General features: G+C 58.7%; 11 protein-coding genes. 9 read left to right on the top strand and 2 right to left on the bottom strand.

Translation table 11 applies throughout. The features are described from left to right. The 6 genes from treS to ACP6KB_RS15030 all read left to right on the top strand — a co-directional run bounded on the left by treS (position 1) and on the right by ACP6KB_RS15030 (position 11,876). Entirely contained in the window at positions 1-3,312 is a 3,312-nt protein-coding gene (treS, locus tag ACP6KB_RS15055; protein ID WP_442107768.1) for a maltose alpha-D-glucosyltransferase, read from the top strand. Continuing rightward, positions 3,313-5,523, top strand: a complete 2,211-nt coding sequence (glgB, locus tag ACP6KB_RS15050) for a 1,4-alpha-glucan branching protein GlgB (protein WP_442107766.1) — start codon at positions 3,313-3,315, stop codon at positions 5,521-5,523. It begins immediately after the preceding gene. Between the two features lie 346 nt (positions 5,524-5,869). Next, on the top strand, positions 5,870-6,388 hold the full coding sequence (locus ACP6KB_RS15045) for an Hcp family type VI secretion system effector (protein WP_442107764.1): 519 nt from the start codon (positions 5,870-5,872) through the stop codon (positions 6,386-6,388). 91 nt (positions 6,389-6,479) lie between these two features. Then, positions 6,480-8,528, top strand: a complete 2,049-nt coding sequence (gene tssI / locus ACP6KB_RS15040; RefSeq protein ID WP_442107762.1) for a type VI secretion system tip protein TssI/VgrG — start codon at positions 6,480-6,482, stop codon at positions 8,526-8,528. Then, a complete protein-coding gene (locus ACP6KB_RS15035; RefSeq protein ID WP_442107760.1) occupies positions 8,525-9,358 on the top strand; it encodes a DUF4123 domain-containing protein in 834 nt (277 codons plus the stop codon). Before tssI ends, ACP6KB_RS15035 begins: the two co-directional genes overlap by 4 nt. Positions 9,359-9,377: 19 nt before the next feature. After that, positions 9,378-11,876 carry a LysM peptidoglycan-binding domain-containing protein gene (locus ACP6KB_RS15030; RefSeq protein ID WP_442107758.1) on the top strand — a complete coding sequence of 833 codons (2,499 nt, stop codon included), beginning with the start codon at positions 9,378-9,380 and terminating at the stop codon, positions 11,874-11,876. A gap of 56 nt (positions 11,877-11,932) precedes the next feature. On the opposite strand, the gene ACP6KB_RS15025 is transcribed toward ACP6KB_RS15030, so the two are convergent. Together ACP6KB_RS15025 and ACP6KB_RS15020 are read right to left on the bottom strand one after the other, a co-directional pair. Further along, a complete protein-coding gene (locus ACP6KB_RS15025; RefSeq protein ID WP_442107756.1) occupies positions 11,933-12,937 on the bottom strand; it encodes a formylglycine-generating enzyme family protein in 1,005 nt (334 codons plus the stop codon). A 21-nt stretch (positions 12,938-12,958) separates the two neighbouring features. Further along, complete coding sequence (locus ACP6KB_RS15020) at positions 12,959-13,951, bottom strand: formylglycine-generating enzyme family protein (RefSeq protein WP_442107754.1); 993 nt, start codon at positions 13,949-13,951, stop codon at positions 12,959-12,961. Positions 13,952-14,299: 348 nt separating this feature from the next. Here ACP6KB_RS15020 and tssA point away from each other — a divergent pair, with 348 nt between their 5' ends. Genes tssA through tssC form a run of 3 tightly spaced genes read left to right on the top strand, consistent with a single transcriptional unit; the run spans position 14,300 to position 17,897 of the window. Beyond that, positions 14,300-15,856, top strand: coding sequence for a type VI secretion system protein TssA (tssA, locus tag ACP6KB_RS15015; RefSeq protein WP_442107752.1), 1,557 nt, complete (start codon positions 14,300-14,302; stop codon positions 15,854-15,856). A gap of 33 nt (positions 15,857-15,889) precedes the next feature. After that, positions 15,890-16,393: a type VI secretion system contractile sheath small subunit gene (gene tssB, locus ACP6KB_RS15010; protein WP_442107750.1), complete on the top strand. Its 504-nt coding sequence runs from the start codon at positions 15,890-15,892 to the stop codon at positions 16,391-16,393. A 28-nt stretch (positions 16,394-16,421) separates the two neighbouring features. Further along, a complete protein-coding gene (gene tssC / locus ACP6KB_RS15005; protein ID WP_442107748.1) occupies positions 16,422-17,897 on the top strand; it encodes a type VI secretion system contractile sheath large subunit in 1,476 nt (491 codons plus the stop codon).

The following is a 17,897-nucleotide window of genomic DNA, read 5'->3' as shown; positions in this document are numbered from 1 at the left end:
ATGGCCAAGCGAACCCGCCCGGCAGCCTTCATCGACGACCCGCTGTGGTACAAGGACGCGATCATCTATCAGGTGCACGTGAAGTCCTTCTTCGATTCGAACAACGACGGCATCGGTGATTTTCCCGGCCTGATCGCCAAGCTCGACTACATCGCCGCCCTTGGGGTCAACACCCTCTGGCTGCTGCCGTTCTACCCGTCGCCACGGCGTGACGATGGTTACGACATCGCTGAATACAAAGCCGTACACCCGGACTACGGCACGTTGAGCGACGTTAAACGCTTTATCGCCGAAGCCCACAAACGTGGCCTGCGGGTGATCACCGAGTTGGTCATCAACCATACCTCCGACCAGCACCCCTGGTTTCAGCGGGCGCGGCGCGCCAAGCCCGGCAGCAAGGCCCGGGACTACTACGTGTGGTCGGACAGCGACCAGAAATACGACGGTACGCGGATCATCTTCCTCGATACCGAGAAGTCCAACTGGACCTGGGACCCGGTGGCCGGCCAGTACTTCTGGCATCGGTTCTACTCGCACCAGCCAGACCTCAACTTCGATAACCCGCAAGTGCTCAAGGCCGTTATTGGCGTCATGCGCTACTGGCTCGATCTGGGCGTCGACGGTCTGCGCCTGGATGCGATCCCGTACCTGATCGAACGCGACGGCACCAACAACGAGAACCTGCCGGAAACCCATCAGGTGCTCAAACAGATACGTGCCGAGATCGATGCCAACTACCCCGACCGCATGCTGCTGGCCGAGGCCAACCAATGGCCGGAAGACACCCAGCTGTACTTTGGCGCCGGGCAGGGCGATGAGTGCCACGTGGCCTTTCACTTCCCGTTGATGCCGCGCATGTACATGGCGGTGGCCCAGGAAGACCGTTTTCCGATCACCGATATCTTGCGTCAGACCCCGGAAATCCCGGCCAACTGCCAGTGGGCAATCTTTCTGCGCAACCATGATGAACTGACCCTGGAAATGGTCACCGACCGCGAGCGTGACTACCTGTGGAACTTCTACGCCGAAGACCGCCGGGCGCGCATCAACCTGGGCATTCGCCGACGCCTGGCGCCGTTGCTGCAACGTGACCGGCGACGCGTCGAGCTGCTGAGCAGCTTGTTGTTGTCGATGCCCGGCACGCCGACGCTGTACTACGGCGATGAAATCGGCATGGGCGACAACATCTACCTCGGCGACCGCGATGGCGTGCGCACACCCATGCAGTGGTCGGTCGATCGCAACGGCGGTTTTTCGCGGGCGGACCCTGCACGTCTGGTACTGCCGCCGATCATGGACCCGCTGTATGGCTTCGCCTCGGTCAACGTCGAAACCCAAGCCCATGACCCGCATTCGCTGTTGAACTGGAACCGGCGCTTGCTGGCGGTGCGCAAGCAGCAAAAAGCCTTCGGCCGCGGCAGCCTGATCATGCTGTCGCCGAGCAACCGGCGGATTCTTGCCTACCTGCGCGAATACACCGATAGCACTGGCAAACGCGAGATCATCCTGTGTGTCGCCAACGTATCGCGCGCTGCCCAGGCGGCTGAACTGGACCTGTCAGCCTACGTTGGCAGTGTGCCGGTGGAGATGCTCGGCGGCAGTGCCTTTCCGCCGATTGGCCAGTTGCCGTTTCTGCTCACCCTGGCGCCGTACGGGTTCTATTGGTTCCTGCTGGCCGACAAGGACCAGATGCCCAGCTGGCACGTGGAACCGGCGCAAAGCCTGCCGGAATTCACCACCCTGGTGCTGAAAAAACGCATGGAAGAACTGCTCGAAGCGCCAGCACGTTCGACGCTGCAAGACAGCATCCTGCCCCAGTACCTGCCCAAGCGTCGCTGGTTCGCGGGCAAGGATGCCAGCATCGACCAGGTGCAGATCGCTTACGGTGTGCGCTTCGGCAGTGCCAGCAGTCCGGTGCTGCTCAGTGAGCTTGAGGTAACTAGCGCCGGCCACAGCAGTCGCTATCAGTTGCCGTTCGGCTTGATCGCTGAAGAGCAGATCACCAGCGCACCGCCGCAACAGCTGGCCCTGGCCCGGGTGCGGCGCGGGCGTCAGGTCGGGCTGATCACCGACGGTTTTGTCCTCGACAGTTTTATCCATGCGCTGCTGGCGGCATGTCGCGACGGCCAGCGTTTGCCCTGTGCCGAAGGTGAGCTGCAGTTTCATGCCACCGAGCAACTGGCGGCGCTGAATCTGGGTGACGATGCGCCGGTGCGCTACCTTTCCACCGAGCAGTCCAACAGCTCGGTGGTGGTCGGCGGCAGTGTGGTGCTCAAACTGATTCGCCGGGTCAATCCGGGGATTCACCCGGAATTGGAAATGAGTGCCTACCTCACCGCGGCCGGTTTCAGCAATATTTCGCCGTTACTGGGATGGATGAATCGGGTCGACACGGCGCAGCACAGCCACTTGCTGATGATTGCCCAGGGCTACCTGAGTAATCAGGGTGATGCCTGGGACTGGACCCAGAACAACCTCGAACGCGCCATTCGCGATGAGTTGGAGCCCGGTCAGTCTGAGCGCGACGGCCATACCGATGCCCTGCAAGACCTGGCCGACTTTGCCGCCATGTTGGGGCAGCGTCTGGGCGAAATGCACCTGTTGCTGGCAGCGCCGAGCCACGACCCGGCCTTCCGGCCCCGGCCCAGCAACACGCAGGACTGCCAGGCATGGGCAACGCACATCGGCAGTCAATTAAGCCACGCCCTGGATCTGTTGCAAGCCCACCGTGGCGATCTCGATAGCGACAGCCAACGCCTGATCGACGACCTGCACCAGCAGCGCGAGGACCTGCTGGCCACCGTCTCAGCCTTGAGCGTACAGGCCCAGGGTGGGCTGATGATGCGCGTGCATGGCGACCTGCACCTGGGCCAGGTGCTGGTGGTGCAGGGCGATGCCTACCTGATTGACTTCGAAGGCGAACCGGCCCGGCCGCTGGATCAGCGCCGGGCCAAACACAGCCCGTACAAGGATGTCAGCGGCGTTCTGCGATCCTTCGACTATGCTGCTGCCATGGTGCTGCGCAGTGCCTCCAGTGTCGATCTCTCGGACAACGCCCGCCAGGCCCGTCAGCGAGTCGCCAGGCGTTATCTGCACCAGGTCCGACATGCGTTTGTCGAGGCCTACGGCTTGGCCACTGCGGCCATGCCCCATGCCTGGGAAGATGCCGACGGCGAGCGAGCGGCACTGGAACTGTTCAGCCTGGAAAAAGCGGCCTACGAAATTCTGTACGAAGCCGAAAACCGCCCAAGTTGGTTGGCCGTGCCTTTGCATGGTCTCCATGGCCTGACAAGTACCTGGGGAGAAAGCTGAATGAAACAACGCAAGCGCGAGGAAGGCGGGCTGGATCAACGTGATATCGACGCCCTGGTCAGGGCCGAGCATGCTGATCCGTTCGCCGTGCTTGGCCCGCACCCGGATGGGGCGGGCGGCCAGTTTGTCCGCGCCTATCTACCTAACGCCTTGAGTGTGCAGGCGCTTGCCCGCGACGATGGGCGGCTGTTGGGTGAGCTGGAGCAACAGCCGGTACCGGGGTTGTTTATCGCCCACCTGAGCGAACAGCAGCCTTATCGCTTACAGATCCAGTGGGCCAATGGCGAGCAGGTCACCGAGGACCCTTACAGCTTCGGGCCACAGCTGGGGGACATGGACCTTTACCTGTTCGGCGAAGGCAATCACCGCGACCTGGCATCCAGCATGGGTGCCCAACTGCTGACGGTGGACGGGGTCAGTGGCGTGCGTTTTTCGGTGTGGGCGCCTAACGCCCGGCGAGTGTCGGTGGTGGGCGACTTCAACAACTGGGATGGTCGCCGTCACCCCATGCGCCTGCGCCACGCCTCAGGCGTCTGGGAACTGTTCGTGCCGCGCCTGCAGGCGGGAGAGGCGTACAAGTATGAAGTGCTCGGCCGCGACGGCATCCTGCCGCTCAAAGCCGACCCCCTGGCCCGGGCTACCGAGCTGCCACCGAGCACCGCGTCAAAAGTGGCCGGCCCGCTGATCCATGACTGGCAGGACCAGCACTGGATGCACAACCGTGGCGACCGCCACGTCAGCAGTGCGCCGCTGTCGATCTATGAACTGCACGCAGGCTCCTGGCAATGTGAACTGGATGACACCGGCGAAGTGGCGCGCTTCTACAACTGGCGCGAACTGGCTGATCGTCTGGTGCCTTACATCCAGCAATTGGGCTTCACCCATATCGAACTGATGCCGATCATGGAGCATCCCTTTGGCGGCTCGTGGGGCTATCAACCCCTGTCGTTGTTCGCGCCCACGGCCCGCTACGGTTCGGCGGACGATTTCGCCGCCTTTGTCGACGCCTGTCACCAGGCGCAGATCGGCGTGATCCTCGACTGGGTACCGGCGCACTTTCCCACCGACAGCCACGGCCTGGCGCGCTTCGACGGCACCGCGCTGTATGAGTATGAAAACCCGCTTGAGGGCTTCCACCAGGACTGGGACACGCTCATCTACAACCTGGGCCGCACCGAAGTGCACGGTTTTATGCTGGCCTCGGCCTTGCACTGGCTCAAACATTTTCACATCGATGGCCTGCGCGTCGATGCCGTCGCCTCGATGCTCTACCGCGACTACTCGCGCAAGGCCGGTGAATGGGTGCCTAACCGTCATGGTGGGCGGGAGAACCTGGAAGCCATCGACTTCATTCGCCACCTCAACGATGTCGTCGCCCTGGAAGCCCCCGGCGCACTGGTGATCGCCGAAGAGTCCACGGCCTGGCCCGGGGTCAGCCAGCCGACCCAGCAGGGCGGCCTGGGTTTTAACTACAAGTGGAACATGGGCTGGATGCACGACACCTTGCATTACATCCAGAACGACCCGATCCACCGTACCTACCACCACAACGAGATGAGCTTTGGCCTGATCTACGCCTACTCCGAGCATTTCATCCTGCCGATTTCCCACGACGAAGTGGTGCACGGTAAGCACTCGCTGATCGACAAAATGCCCGGCGACCGCTGGCAGAAATTCGCCAACCTGCGCGCCTACCTGACCTTCATGTGGGCCCATCCAGGCAAAAAATTGCTGTTCATGGGCTGCGAGTTTGGTCAGTGGCGAGAGTGGAACCACGACAGCGAGTTGGACTGGTACCTGCTCAAATACCCTGAGCACTTAGGCGTGCAGCGCCTGGTGGGCGATCTGAACCGGCTGTACCGCCAGGAGCGTGCGTTGCATGAACAGGACTGCCAATCCCAAGGCTTCCAGTGGCTGATTGGCGACGATGCGCACAACAGCGTGTATGCCTGGCTGCGCTGGAGCGCCAGTGGTGAACCGCTGTTGGTGGTGGCCAACTTCACCCCGGTGCCGCGCCAGGGTTATCGCATTGGGGTGCCGTTCGGTGAGCGCTGGAGTGAGGTGCTCAACAGCGATGCCGAGGGCTATGCCGGTTCCAACTATGGCAACCTCGGCGAAGTCAGCAGTGAGGCGCTGGCCAGTCATGGGCAGCCACTGTCACTGGCGCTGAATCTGCCACCACTGGGGGTGCTGATTTTGCGGCCGCAGTGAACGTTCGCCAGGTTGCTGTTGCAACGGCAATGCGCTGATTCAAGGCAAACGCACTGCGCAACTTTTTGCGCACTCAAATGTGGGTAAGGCTCTGTGCACAGCGCTGTAGGCCTTGTATTTCGTTGTGTACAGACGAGTGCGCAACTTCTTGCGCAGCACTGCGCAAGAAGTTGCGCACTTTTTACCTGAGTGCCCTGGCATCTGTGGCTGCAGCCACCCCTTGAGCTGCTGCAAGCCCCGGTTTACAAGGCTTCTGCAGCTTCTGGCACGCTCCTTGTTTTGGCTATAGGTACCCGCCGGGTGATTTTTCCCGGTCGGGCACCTTTATTTTCAGCAAGGAGTTTTCATGGCTACCCCCGCTTACATGTCCGTGACCGGCACCAAACAAGGCTTGATCACCGCCGGTGCGTTCACCGCCGATTCGGTTGGCAACACCTACCAGGAAGGTCACGAAGACCAGGTCATGGTTCAGGGTTTCCAGCACCAGGTGATCATCCCGCGTGACCCACAGTCCGGCCAACCGACTGGTCAGCGCGTGCACAAACCTGTGGTCATCACCAAAGTCTTCGACAAGGCCTCGCCGCTACTGCTGGCGGCCCTGACGTCTGGTGAACGCCTGACCAAAATCGAAATCAAGTGGTACCGCACCTCGGCGGCCGGCACCCAGGAGCACTACTACACCACCACCCTGGAAGACGCGATCATCGTCGATATCAAGGACTACATGCACAACTGCCAGGACCCGGCGAACTCGCACTTCACCCACCTCGAAGACGTGCACTTCACCTACCGCAAAATCACCTGGACCCACGAAGTCTCCGGTACTTCCGGTTCCGATGACTGGCGTGTCCCGGTCGCTGGCTAAGGCGTTCTGACCGTCGCGCACGCAGGACCGGCCTGCGTGCGCTCATCACTGTTGATGCGCCTTTCTGAGCGTCTTTCTCAAGGACAAGCCTATGTTTACGTCGGCCAAGGGTGTGCATTTCGAATTACTTATTCCTAGCGTGCGCAACGACTTCAAAGTCCTGGCCTTTCACGGCACCGAAGCCATCAGCCAGCTGTATGCGATTACTGTTGAGCTGGTCAGCGAGCACCCAGACTTCGACCTCGACAGCCTGATTGGCCAGTCGGCATTCCTGCGCTTTGGCCACAATGGCGAAGGCATTCACGGCCACATCGAAGATGTTTTGATCGGCGAACCCGGTACCCGCCTGATCCACTATCAACTGACCCTGGTACCGGCGCTGCACTACCTGCAGTTCAGCCGTCAGCAGCGGATCTTCCAGCAGAAGACGGTGCCACAGATCATCACCGAGGTGCTGCAGGGGCATGGCATTCAGGCCGATGCCTTCACGTTTCATGTCAGCAACTGCAGCGAACGTGAATACTGCACGCAATATGCGGAGTCGGATTTCAGCTTTGTATCAAGGCTCTGCAGCGAAGAGGGCATTGCCTGGTTTCACCAGCACAGCCCCCAGGGCCACCACCTGGAGTTCAGCGACCACCAGACGTTTTTCCCCAAGCTCAGTGCAACGCCTTTTCGGCAAGGGGCCGGTATGGTCGCCGAGTACCCGGTGGTCAGCCAGTTCAGCCAGCGCTTCAGCACCCGTACCAACAAGGTGACCCAACGCACCTATGATTTTCAGCGTCCCAGCCGTTTGCTGGAGAAACAGACCAGCGCCGACTTCAGCCCGGCCCTAGAGGACTACCGCTACCCGGTCCCCAACGAAAGCGAAGAACGCAGCAAACAGCTTGCTCGTCAGGCGTTGGAACGGCACCGCACCGACTATCAATTGGCCGAAGGCAGCAGCGATCAGCCCTTGCTGCGCAGCGGCCATTTTTTTGAACTGAGCGAGCACCCGCGCAAAGCCTACAACGATTTGTGGCTGTTGCTCAGTGTGACTCACCAAGGCAAACAGCCGCAGGTGCTGGAAGAGTCGGCCAGCATCGATAGCCCGCCCGAAGGCGGTTTCAGCCAGGGCTACCGTAACTGCTTCAGGGCCACGCCGTGGGATGTGTTTTACCGTCCGCCGCTGGTCAAGCGTCCAGCGCAGTTGACCTGCCAGACCGCTCGGGTCACCGGCCCGGAAGGCGAAGAAATCTACTGCGATGAATACGGCCGGGTCAAAGTCGAGTTCCACTGGGACCGCGCCGAGCTGAACAGCGAAAAAAGCAGTTGCTGGCTGCGGGTGGCCTCCAACTGGGCGGGCCCGGGTTTTGGCGCGGTGACGATTCCGCGCATCGGCATGGAAGTGCTGGTCACCTACCTGGAAGGCGACCCCGACCAGCCGCTGATCAGCGGTTGCATTGCCAACAAGCTCACACCAACGCCATATCCCTTGCCCGCCAACAAGACCAAAACCGTGCTGCGCAGCCGCAGCACGCCTGACAGCGGCGGCTACAACGAACTTTCGATCGAAGACCGCAGTGGGCAGGAACTGATCTACCTGCGTGCCCAGCGCGATATGGAGCAAAAAATCGAAAACGACAGCCGCCTGGAAGTCGGCAACGAAAGGCGGGAGACCATCAAGGGCAACAGCATCGTCGTGCTCGAAGCCGAAGAACAGCACACGGTAAAAGCCGATCGCAAAGTGGAACTCAAGGCCAACGATTATCTGCTCGTCGCCGACAGCCGCCATGTCCAGGTCGGGCAAACGCTGGTGATCGATGCCAGTCAGCAAGTGCATATCAAGGCAGGTGCCCACGTGGTGATCGACGCCGGGGGCAGCATCAGTTTGCAAGGCGGTGGCCAGCATATCGTCATTGGCCCCGGCGGGATTTTCAGCAGCAGCGAGATTCAAATTGGTGGCGCTCCTGCAATGGCCAGCGCTGCTGCACTGTTGCCTGGCATGTTGGCAGCGCTGCCGAGCGCCGTCGCACTGGCGCTGCCGAGCGTAGCGCTATTGCAACAGCAAGCGCAGGCTGGCGCGCTTTTACCCACGCCGGATTGCCAGCCTGACGCCTCAGGTCAATGCCCGATCCATCCTGCAGGTCACTCATCATGATCCAGTCCATCCCATCGCCGTTTCAAACGCCGGCAGCAGCGGGAACCTTGTGCGTGATGCTCGACACCAGTTTTGATCCGGACTTGCCGTCCCGTGTCGAGCAAGCCATTGGTTATGACATCGAACGTTGTGTCCCGTTGCTGGAGGGTACCCGCTATGCCGCGCTGCAAAGCGCAGGACCATTTGCCCTGATGTGTCCGCGCTCTGGTGCAATCACCGACTATGCCGCCAACCTGCTGGAGCAGGCCAGCGCTGGCTTTGTGGCGTATCTCAAGGATGAGCATGCCTTTGATCAGGCCGTTGAACATTGGCGCAGCCTGCTCACCGTCAGCACGGAAGACGCACCGACGCAGATGATGCGTTTTTTCGAACCGCGTTGGCTGGAGCCGTTGTTGAGCTGCCTCGACGAACGCGAAGTGCTGCAGTTCATGGGGCCGCTCACCACCCTTGCCTGGCGCAATGAGCTGGGCTGGCGTGGTGTGGCTCACCCGCAGCCGGAGTTGCACGTCGAGGTACAAGCACCAGGTTGGCTGCACATCGGGCACGAACGTCAGCAACTGCTCGAGCTGCAGCGTTTGCAGGTGTTGGCCGCACGCTTTGCCCAGGGCTATCAAACCGTGCTGGCCATGCCCGAACCAACCGCCTTCGTCTATCGACAACTCCTGGCAGCCCGCCAGGCCGGGTACCTGCAAGTGGCCGAACAGGAACGCTGGCTACGCCTGGCATTACGCAAGGGCGAAGACTTCAGCCGTCAGGCTGCCTATGCCGACGTACTGGCCCGTGATGGCTTGGGCCTTGGCGACAAGCTGCTTGAGCTAGAGCGCCTGTGAAACACAAGGATGACAAAAAATGAGTAGTACCTACACGGTTAAACACGGCGACACGCTGGGAAAAATTGCTCAGCAGCATGGCGCGACAGTATCCGAGATACAGGCACTTAACCCGGTCATCAACCACCCCGATTACATCAAACCCGGCTGGCAACTGAAGCTCCCCGCCAGCGCGCCAGAACCTGAGCTGCCGCCACCGCTGCAATCGCACAACAGCAGCGTGACAACGCCCAAGTGCCAGACCGAATGCGAGGAAGAACTGGCCGATATCGCGCATATCACCGGCGAACCGCACTTCTACGTGTTGACCGACACCCAGTGCAAGGCGCTGAAGCAGGAAATCAACGCGGTGCAGAAACTGATGGACGAACTGCATCAGAACCTGGCCAAGGCGTTACCCTCTATCCAGTGCAGTAAACGCCAGAACTCCGACGCCAGTTGCGCCTGCGCCGACTGCGTCAAACAAGCCTGGGCCACCAAGGCCGAAGGGGCCGGGTTGCTGACCCGCGAAAGCAAGCCGCCAGCGCCCGAAGCCACATTTCTGACCTCGGCAGAAGACCTGCAGGGACAGCTGGCGACCTTGCAGCAGGCGCGGGACTGGTACCAGCGTTACAGCCCCAGCTTTGTTGGTTCAACGCAGTTTGAAAGTAACTGGAAGCGCTTGCAGGACAAGAAGATCCTGGCGCTGGACGGTGAAATCAACGCACTGCGCGTGCAACTGGCAGCGCGGCGCAACGCCGAGCCTGCAGACAGCGCCACCAACGCCAACAGCGCGGCGCCCGACCTGAAGCATGGCAAAGGGCGTAGCGTTGCACGTCAGCAGGGCAAGCAAACCCGAAGTGGTGTCAGCGTAGTGGAAATCATTCTGTTCAGTGATCCCTCCCGGCGTCACTACATCTCGGTCCCTTACCACGAAACCACCCGCTGGAAGGTGCGCGTGTCGACACGGGTCATGGCCGGCAAACCGTTCAACAAACAGCTGGCAGGTGATCTGATCAAGGACATCAAAGCTGGCATCAGCGAAGGGCGCAAGGCCGGCCCCTTGGGCAATCTGGAACTCAAGCTCAGTAGCTGGACCAGCAAGGAAGACAACCTGCTCAACAGCTTGCATCAAGAAGTGGCCTGGACCTCCGATCAGAACGATGCCTCGCGGTATGCGGTCAGCGCCGAGGCCCATGCCCTGCGTTTTGCCGCCAGCGCCAGTGCTGGCGTGAACAACTGGAACCCCAGGGAAGGCAACATCGAAGTCGGCGTCAAAGGCAGCGCCGCCTTCTCGCTGGCAGAGGCCTCCGCCTCGTTGACCCGGTTCTTCCCGAGTCAGGGCGGCTATGTCGCCAACATGTCCTACCGCAATGCCCTGGGCAAGGAAGTGCTGCACCCCATTGGCGTGTTTCGCCTGAACGGCAAGCTGGAACTGTCGTGTTTTCTTGGCGCCAAAGCGCAGGGCGAGGCGGGGGTTAAAACCCAATACAAACCCAGCGAAACCCCGGCGGGTGCGACTGCATTGTTAGGGACACCGAACATGGCGGTCGGCCCCAGCGGGCATATCGGCGTCAAAGCCGATGCGTTTGCCGGGGCGCAGGCCGGTGGGGCGCTGAGCGGGGCGTTTGAATGGGTGGCGCCGGACAAGCAAGGGTTGGGGGAGGTGGTTGTGGGGCAGGCGAATGCCAGTAGTAATTGGGTGGAGTTGGCGAAGATTACTGCGGAGGGGAATGCGGCGTTTGGGGTTGGGGGGAGTGGGGAGTTTGGGTTCGATGTATCGAGAGATCGCTTGGCATTTAGCTGCAAAGGCTCTGTGATTTTGGGGCCGGGAGCTGGAGGCGGGTTTGGCACGGTGGTGGATATTGAGCAGATAGGGAAGGCCAGCTTGCTGTTTTGCAATGCCTTGGCGGACATGGACTACCGGTTCCTTTTGGGAGTGACGAAAGATGCTTTTGACTACCTAACTTCTGGTCTCTATCAGGTCGCCACTTTACCAGCAAAGGTCGATTTTAGTGCGTTTGAAGAAGGTGCTGAAGCAATAAGCCAGTGGTGGAATAATCGTTCTGCATCTAAAGCTGAGGCGCGGAACATGGCTGATTTTTTGATACAGCATAAATCGGAAAAAGTCATGATGGTTCAGGGGCAGCCAGTATCTTTTAGCCTGCTCCCGCCTGAAACGCTTGGCCCGATGGTCTACATGCTGACCGAAGGTTTTGTCGAAAGTTTTAATGAGCGGCAAGAGGAGGCACTTGTCATTCTGCTCTCGGAGATACGCAATTGGCGGCATTTTATTGAAGTACTGGAGCACTGCTCGCCCTCGGCTCAAAAGGTCAATGCGATGGTGAGTTTAGAAAGAATAAACGCCATTCTGGACGGGTATGAGCAAAACCAGTTCAATAGATTTGTGGAGCATCTGGCGATTAACCAACGGGTTGAGTCTTCGACCAGAGTGGCGTGGACGCCTAGCAATGCTTGGCGTAAAGAGAAAGTGCTGCTGACTGCTCGTAATAGCGGACTATTTGATGGTCTGGCTTAAAATTAGTAGTGTGTTTAAAGGGCAAAGGCGCTTGTGAGTGATTTTGCCCTTTAAAGTTATAGTTTCTTGTCTGACTGAACTGCGCAGCGAAAACTCACGGAAGGGTAGTAGCCTTTGTTTATCGGCTCAACTCCCCAGCGGCGAACGGTACTGGCGCTCAGAAGTGGACCTTCTAGTACACCTGAGCCGCGCCTTATTCGTTGGGTACCGGAGTTTGGCCCTTGCGGGTTTTCGACAGGAGAATTACGGTAATAGTCCTTGTTGTACCAGTCACTGACCCAATCCGTCGCATTGCCAGAGAGGTTATAGATACCCAATGGGTTTGGTACAAAGCTATCAACTGGAAATGTTCTAGATTCATCAGGATGTGGAAAATTTCGCTCGTAATTTAAACTTCCATTATCTGTAGGAAAAATCACATGCTGACCGCGATTTCGAGCGGCATACTCCCATTGCGCTTCTGTTGGTAGATCGATTGGGTAACCACTCAACTGCCCTAGCCAGCTGCAATAGTCCTTGGCCTCCTGCCAACTTTTAGTAGGTGCTGGAAGATTTGGTCGATAGCGAAATTTTAGATCTTCACGCTCTCTGAATGCTGTGTCGAACAACGGCTTTCCATGTGCCACAAAAAAAAGGTCAAATTCCTCGAGCTTTACTTGGAATCTAGACAGGTGGTAGCTGCTCAGCTTGACGGGATGAACAAAGTCGTCATCCCCGAATATAGTGATATGCCCCATCTGCTCAGGTTCTACTCCGCACGGCCAGTCACATAGGTTTGCGGGATCATCATCATACGGCCAGCCAAAATCCCCCATCTGGAACTCGCCGCCCTCGACGAACACCATGTTGTCCAGCGACTGCACGACGGTATTCAACAGCTTGCTACGCATCTCGGTAGGAAGTTCTGGGTATTTTTGCTCGATGGTCACTGCAATCTGGACGACTTTTTCGGCGGGTAGCTTCTGGCTTTCAGGCATTGGGTAGGACTGGGCTTGGCAGCCTGCCAAAAGCAGTAGGGTTAAAAAAGGAAATGCTATTTTTCTTTCTGTTTGAGAGTTCATGCTCTAGCTCTGTAGAGAAAATTACAGGGGCTTTTCTGACCGAATCGCGCAGCGAAAACTCACAGTGGGGTAGTAGTCTTTTTTTATCGGCTCGTCGCCCCAGCGGCGGACAGTACTGGAATTGTAAGTTGGTTCCTCAGTCACATCCGCACCTCGCCTGATTCGATGGGTTCCGGTGCTTGGTCCTTGTGGATTATCGATGGGAGAATACCGATAATAATCTTTGCCATACCAGTCATTGACCCAGTCCGTCGCATTGCCAGAAAGGTTGTAAATGTCCAGCGGATTAGGAACAAAACTAGCGACCGGAAAGGTGTCTAATATATCGGGGTCTGGGAAGTTTCGCCCGTAGTTTAAACTACCATTGTCAGTAGGAAATGCCACGTGCTGCCCTCGGTTTCGAGCGGCATACTCCCATTGTGCCTCTGTCGGCAGATCGACCGGGTAGCCACTCAATTGCCCTAGCCAGTTGCAATAATCCTTGGCTTCTTGCCAGTCCTTGGTCGCGGTAGGAAGATCAGGGTGAAAGCGCTTTTGTAAATCCTCACGAATCCGATATTTTGCATCAAATACTGGCCTGCCGTGGGCAGTAAAGAATAGATCGAATTCTTCAATTTTTACTTGAAACCTAGATAGGTGATAGCTGCTCAGCTTAACGGGATGAACAAAGTCATCATCCCCGAACGGGCTGATGCGTCCCATCGCCTCCGGCTCTATCCCGCACGGCCAGTCACATAGATTTGTGGGATCGTCATCATACGGCCAACCAAAATCCCCCATCTGAAACTCGCCACCTTCAACAAACACCATGTTGTCCAGCGACTGCACCACAGTAATCAACAGCTTACTGCGGACCTCGACGGAAAGTTTTGGGTATGCCTGCTCGATTGTCGCAGCAATTCGCGCAATTTTTTCGGCAGATAACTTCTGGCTTTCGGGCAGTGGATAGGACTGAGCCTGACAGCCTGTCAGCAGCACTATGCCTAACAGCGAAAGTTGTATTGCTCTTTGCATTTGAACGCTCGGATGGTTGCCCAGTTGAGTCTGTGATTGGCGTGTTTCAGTTCTGACCTGACCTTTAAGGGCAGGGCTTATTGTTGTGAATTCTCACACCGGTGTCGCAGCGGCGCAATGTCATAGTGTGCGAGATATTGTTCCTGACAGCCTTCTTGGGAAAATTCCCACAAGCCACGAGGAATGGTCTTATGGGAACTATTTCTTGCCCGGAGTATCTTGGCTCCACTGTTTTTTTCGCGTTCAAACATTCGGAAGTATTGGTGGCGTTTTTTGCACCTGGATACTTTGGTGTTCTGTTCGCACGCTAAGTGGTTGTATCGGCCAACTTCAATGAAAGCACTATAAATGTCCTACTCAAGTACCTTGTCGGCTCACTACCTTGAACTCGCGAGTTCCGCCATCTGCAGCGAAAGCTTTGCAGGTGAGGACGTGCGTTTTTCAAGCGAGTTCGAGGCATTGGAAGCGGAGTTGGCCAAAGCCCAGTCCATGCATGAAAGCGGGCAAATCGACTGGTTGCAGGTGCAAACGCTCAGTGAGGCGTTGCTGCGTACGCAATCCAAGGATTTGCGCGTTGCCGTGTGGTTGACCTGGGCGCTGTATCAGCGTGAGTCCTTTGCCGGGTTGCTGGCGGGCATAGGCATGCTGCACTACCTGTGTGAACACCATTGGTTGCAGGTTCATCCCGGCAAATGGCGTACCCGCACGGCGGCTGTCAGTTGGTTGCTGCTGCGTCTTGAGCAGGTGCTGAGCGATAGCGTCCCGATCAGGGAGCAACTGACGTTGTTTCGCTGCATGGTCGAGCATCTGGAAGGTCTGGATGCCGTGTTTACCGAGCATCTGGCGGATGACGCGCCGCTGTTACTGCCGCTGTGCCGACGGTTGAAAACCATGGTGCAGCGGGCGGCAGAAAGCCAGCCAGAGCCCGGTATCGTGGCGGCGGTGGTGACCCAGGTTCAGCAGGTCGCCAGCCAGTTGCTTGCCCCCGGCGCACCGATCGACAACGAGAAGGATGCGCAGAAGACGTTGCGTGGGTTGCAGGAACAGGCCCGGCCGCTGTGCGCCTGGTGGCTCAAGCAAAAGGCTGTCGATGTGCGTGCGTTGCGTTTGAACCGCACCATGCTGTGGCTGCCGATCGATACCGTCCCTGAGCGCAACAGCGAACAGGTCACGGCGCTACGCGGGCTGCCGGCCGACAAGCTGAAGGCCTACCAGGAGCGCTACGCCAATGGGCAATACGCCGATTTGCTGGTGGAGGTTGAAGCGAGCCTGGCGCGGGCGCCGTTCTGGTTCGACGGCCAGCGCCTGACCTGGGAGTGCCTGCAAGGGTTGCAGGCCGATCAGGCGATGCGCGAAGTGGAGTTTCATTTTGCACTGCTGCTTCAACGCTTGCCCGGCGTGGTGGAGCTGCACTTTCACGACGGCACGCCATTCGCCGATCCGGCCACCCGCAGCTGGATCAGTGGCCATGTGATGCCCCACCTGCAAAGCGCCAGGGCGCCGCGCAAGGTTGACACGGCTGTCAGCCAGCCGGCTTGGGATCTGGCCCTTGAACAGGTAGTGCCGGTGCTGCGCCGGGACGGCCTCAAGGTTGCCGTGCAGACCCTCAAGCAAGGCCTGCACAGCGCCCATGGCGGGCGCGCGCGGTTTTGCTGGCAATTGAGCCTGGCCCGGCTGTGCTACATGGCCAAGAAGTACGAGCTGGCCAAAGCCCAGCTCGAAACCCTCGACGCAGACCTTCAGCGCTCGGGCCTGCATGCCTGGGAGCCGGATCTTGCCCTGGATGTGCTGCACCTCCTGCACAGCTGCTGTGAGTTGTTGCCGCAGAACCACGTCGTGCGAGAACGCAAAGAAGAGATTTATCGCAGGCTGTGCCACCTCGACCTCGAAGTGGTACTCGAATAGGCCACTCGGCCAACAACCGCACGGAGAAAAGCCATGGCCAAAGAAGGCTCGGTAGCCCCAAAAGAACGGATCAACGTCACCTTCAAACCTGGCACCGGGGATGCTCAGGAAGAAATCGAACTGCCGTTGAAGTTATTGAGCGTCGGTGATTACACCCTGCGCAGCGACGAACGCAAGGTGGAAGACCGCAAGCCGATCAGCATCGACAAGGCGACCTTCGACGAGGTGCTAGCCAAGCAAGAGCTGAGCCTGACGCTGAGCGTGCCTAACCGTCTGCAGCAAGACAGCGAGACAGAAGAGCTGGCGGTGACGCTGCACGTCAACTCGATGAAGGACTTCAATCCCGCCAGCCTGGTCGAGCAAGTGCCTGAGCTGAAAAAACTGATGGAACTGCGCGATGCGCTGGTGGCCCTCAAAGGTCCGCTGGGTAACGCCCCTGCATTCCGTAAAGCCATCGAAGGTGTACTCGCCGACGACGAATCGCGCGGCCGCGTGCTGGGTGAGCTGGGCTTGAACGCCACCGCCCCGGACGCCTGAGTCACCATCCGCAAAGGAAGCCAACCCTATGAGCACTCGTGCAGCACCACAGAACAGCCAAGACAATGGCGAGTACAGCATTCTCGACAGCATCATCGCCGAAACCCGCCTGACACCGGGCGACGAAGCCTATGATATCGCCAAACGCGGCGTGTCGGCGTTCATCGAAGAGCTGTTGAAGCCTCAGAATGACGGTGAGCCGGTCAAGAAGGCCATGGTCGACCGCATGATCGCCGAGATCGATGCCAAGCTCAGCCGGCAGATGGACGAAATCCTTCACCACGCCGACTTCCAGTCGCTGGAGTCGGCCTGGCGTGGCCTGCAGTTGCTGGTTGAACGCACCAACTTCCGCGAAAACATCAAGATCGAAATTCTCAACGTCTCCAAGCAGGACCTGCTCGACGACTTCGAGGATTCGCCGGAAGTCATGCAGGCCGGCCTGTACAAGCACATCTATACCGCTGAGTACGGTCAGTTCGGTGGTCAGCCGGTCGGCGCGATCATCGCCAACTATTTCATGTCGCCCAGCGCACCAGACGTCAAGTTGATGCAATACGTCTCCAGTGTCGCCTGCATGGCCCACGCGCCTTTTATCGCCGCAGCCGGTCCGGCGTTCTTCGGCCTGGAAAGCTTTACCGGCCTGCCAGACCTCAAAGACTTCAAAGATCACTTCGAAGGCCCGCAATTTGCCAAGTGGCAGAGCTTCCGCCAGTCGGAAGACTCGCGCTACATCGGCCTGACCTTGCCGCGTTTTCTGTTGCGCAACCCGTACGATCCGGAAGCGAACCCGGTCAAATCCTTTGTCTATCAGGAAACCGTCGCCAACAGCCACGAGCATTACTTGTGGGGCAACACCGCGTATGCGTTCGGTACCAAACTGACGGACAGCTTTGCCAAGTTCCGCTGGTGCCCGAACATCATTGGCCCACAAAGTGGCGGGGCAGTCGAAGACCTGCCGCTGCATCACTTCGAAAGCATGGGCGAGATCGAAACCAAGATTCCAACAGAAGTGCTGGTCAGCGACCGCCGCGAATACGAACTGGCCGAGGAAGGTTTCATCTCCCTGACCATGCGCAAAGGCAGTGACAACGCGGCGTTCTTCTCCGCAAGTTCGGTGCAGAAGCCGAAGTTCTTCGGCATCAGTGCCGAAGGCAAAACCGCCGAGTTGAACTACAAGCTTGGCACCCAGTTGCCGTACATGATGATCGTCAACCGCCTTGCTCACTACCTGAAAGTGTTGCAGCGCGAGCAGCTCGGTTCGTGGAAAGAACGTACCGACCTGGAGCTGGAACTCAACAAGTGGATTCGCCAATACGTGGCGGACCAGGAGAACCCTGGCGCAGAAGTGCGTGGTCGCCGTCCGCTGCGCGCCGCGCAGATTGTCGTTAGCGATGTGGAAGGGGAGCCGGGCTGGTACCGCGTCAGCCTCAACGTGCGCCCGCACTTCAAGTACATGGGTGCCGACTTCACCTTGTCGCTGGTCGGCAAGCTGGACAAAGAGTAG

This window comes from Pseudomonas sp. NUPR-001 (assembly GCF_052147955.1).
Lineage (GTDB): Bacteria > Pseudomonadota > Gammaproteobacteria > Pseudomonadales > Pseudomonadaceae > Aquipseudomonas.
Note: the sequence above shows the minus strand (reverse complement) of the source record. Positions and strands in the feature narration are given on the sequence as shown.

Bases quoted from the DNA above. Each gene is read 5' to 3' on its own strand.
- treS (WP_442107768.1), top strand. From the start codon at position 1: ATGGCCAAGCGAACCCGCCCGGCAGCCTTCATCGACGACCCGCTGTGG.
- glgB (WP_442107766.1), top strand. From the start codon at position 3,313: ATGAAACAACGCAAGCGCGAGGAAGGCGGGCTGGATCAACGTGATATC.
- ACP6KB_RS15045 (WP_442107764.1), top strand. From the start codon at position 5,870: ATGGCTACCCCCGCTTACATGTCCGTGACCGGCACCAAACAAGGCTTG.
- tssI (WP_442107762.1), top strand. From the start codon at position 6,480: ATGTTTACGTCGGCCAAGGGTGTGCATTTCGAATTACTTATTCCTAGC.
- ACP6KB_RS15035 (WP_442107760.1), top strand. From the start codon at position 8,525: ATGATCCAGTCCATCCCATCGCCGTTTCAAACGCCGGCAGCAGCGGGA.
- ACP6KB_RS15030 (WP_442107758.1), top strand. From the start codon at position 9,378: ATGAGTAGTACCTACACGGTTAAACACGGCGACACGCTGGGAAAAATT.
- ACP6KB_RS15025 (WP_442107756.1), bottom strand. From the start codon at position 12,937: ATGAACTCTCAAACAGAAAGAAAAATAGCATTTCCTTTTTTAACCCTA.
- ACP6KB_RS15020 (WP_442107754.1), bottom strand. From the start codon at position 13,951: ATGCAAAGAGCAATACAACTTTCGCTGTTAGGCATAGTGCTGCTGACA.
- tssA (WP_442107752.1), top strand. From the start codon at position 14,300: ATGTCCTACTCAAGTACCTTGTCGGCTCACTACCTTGAACTCGCGAGT.
- tssB (WP_442107750.1), top strand. From the start codon at position 15,890: ATGGCCAAAGAAGGCTCGGTAGCCCCAAAAGAACGGATCAACGTCACC.
- tssC (WP_442107748.1), top strand. From the start codon at position 16,422: ATGAGCACTCGTGCAGCACCACAGAACAGCCAAGACAATGGCGAGTAC.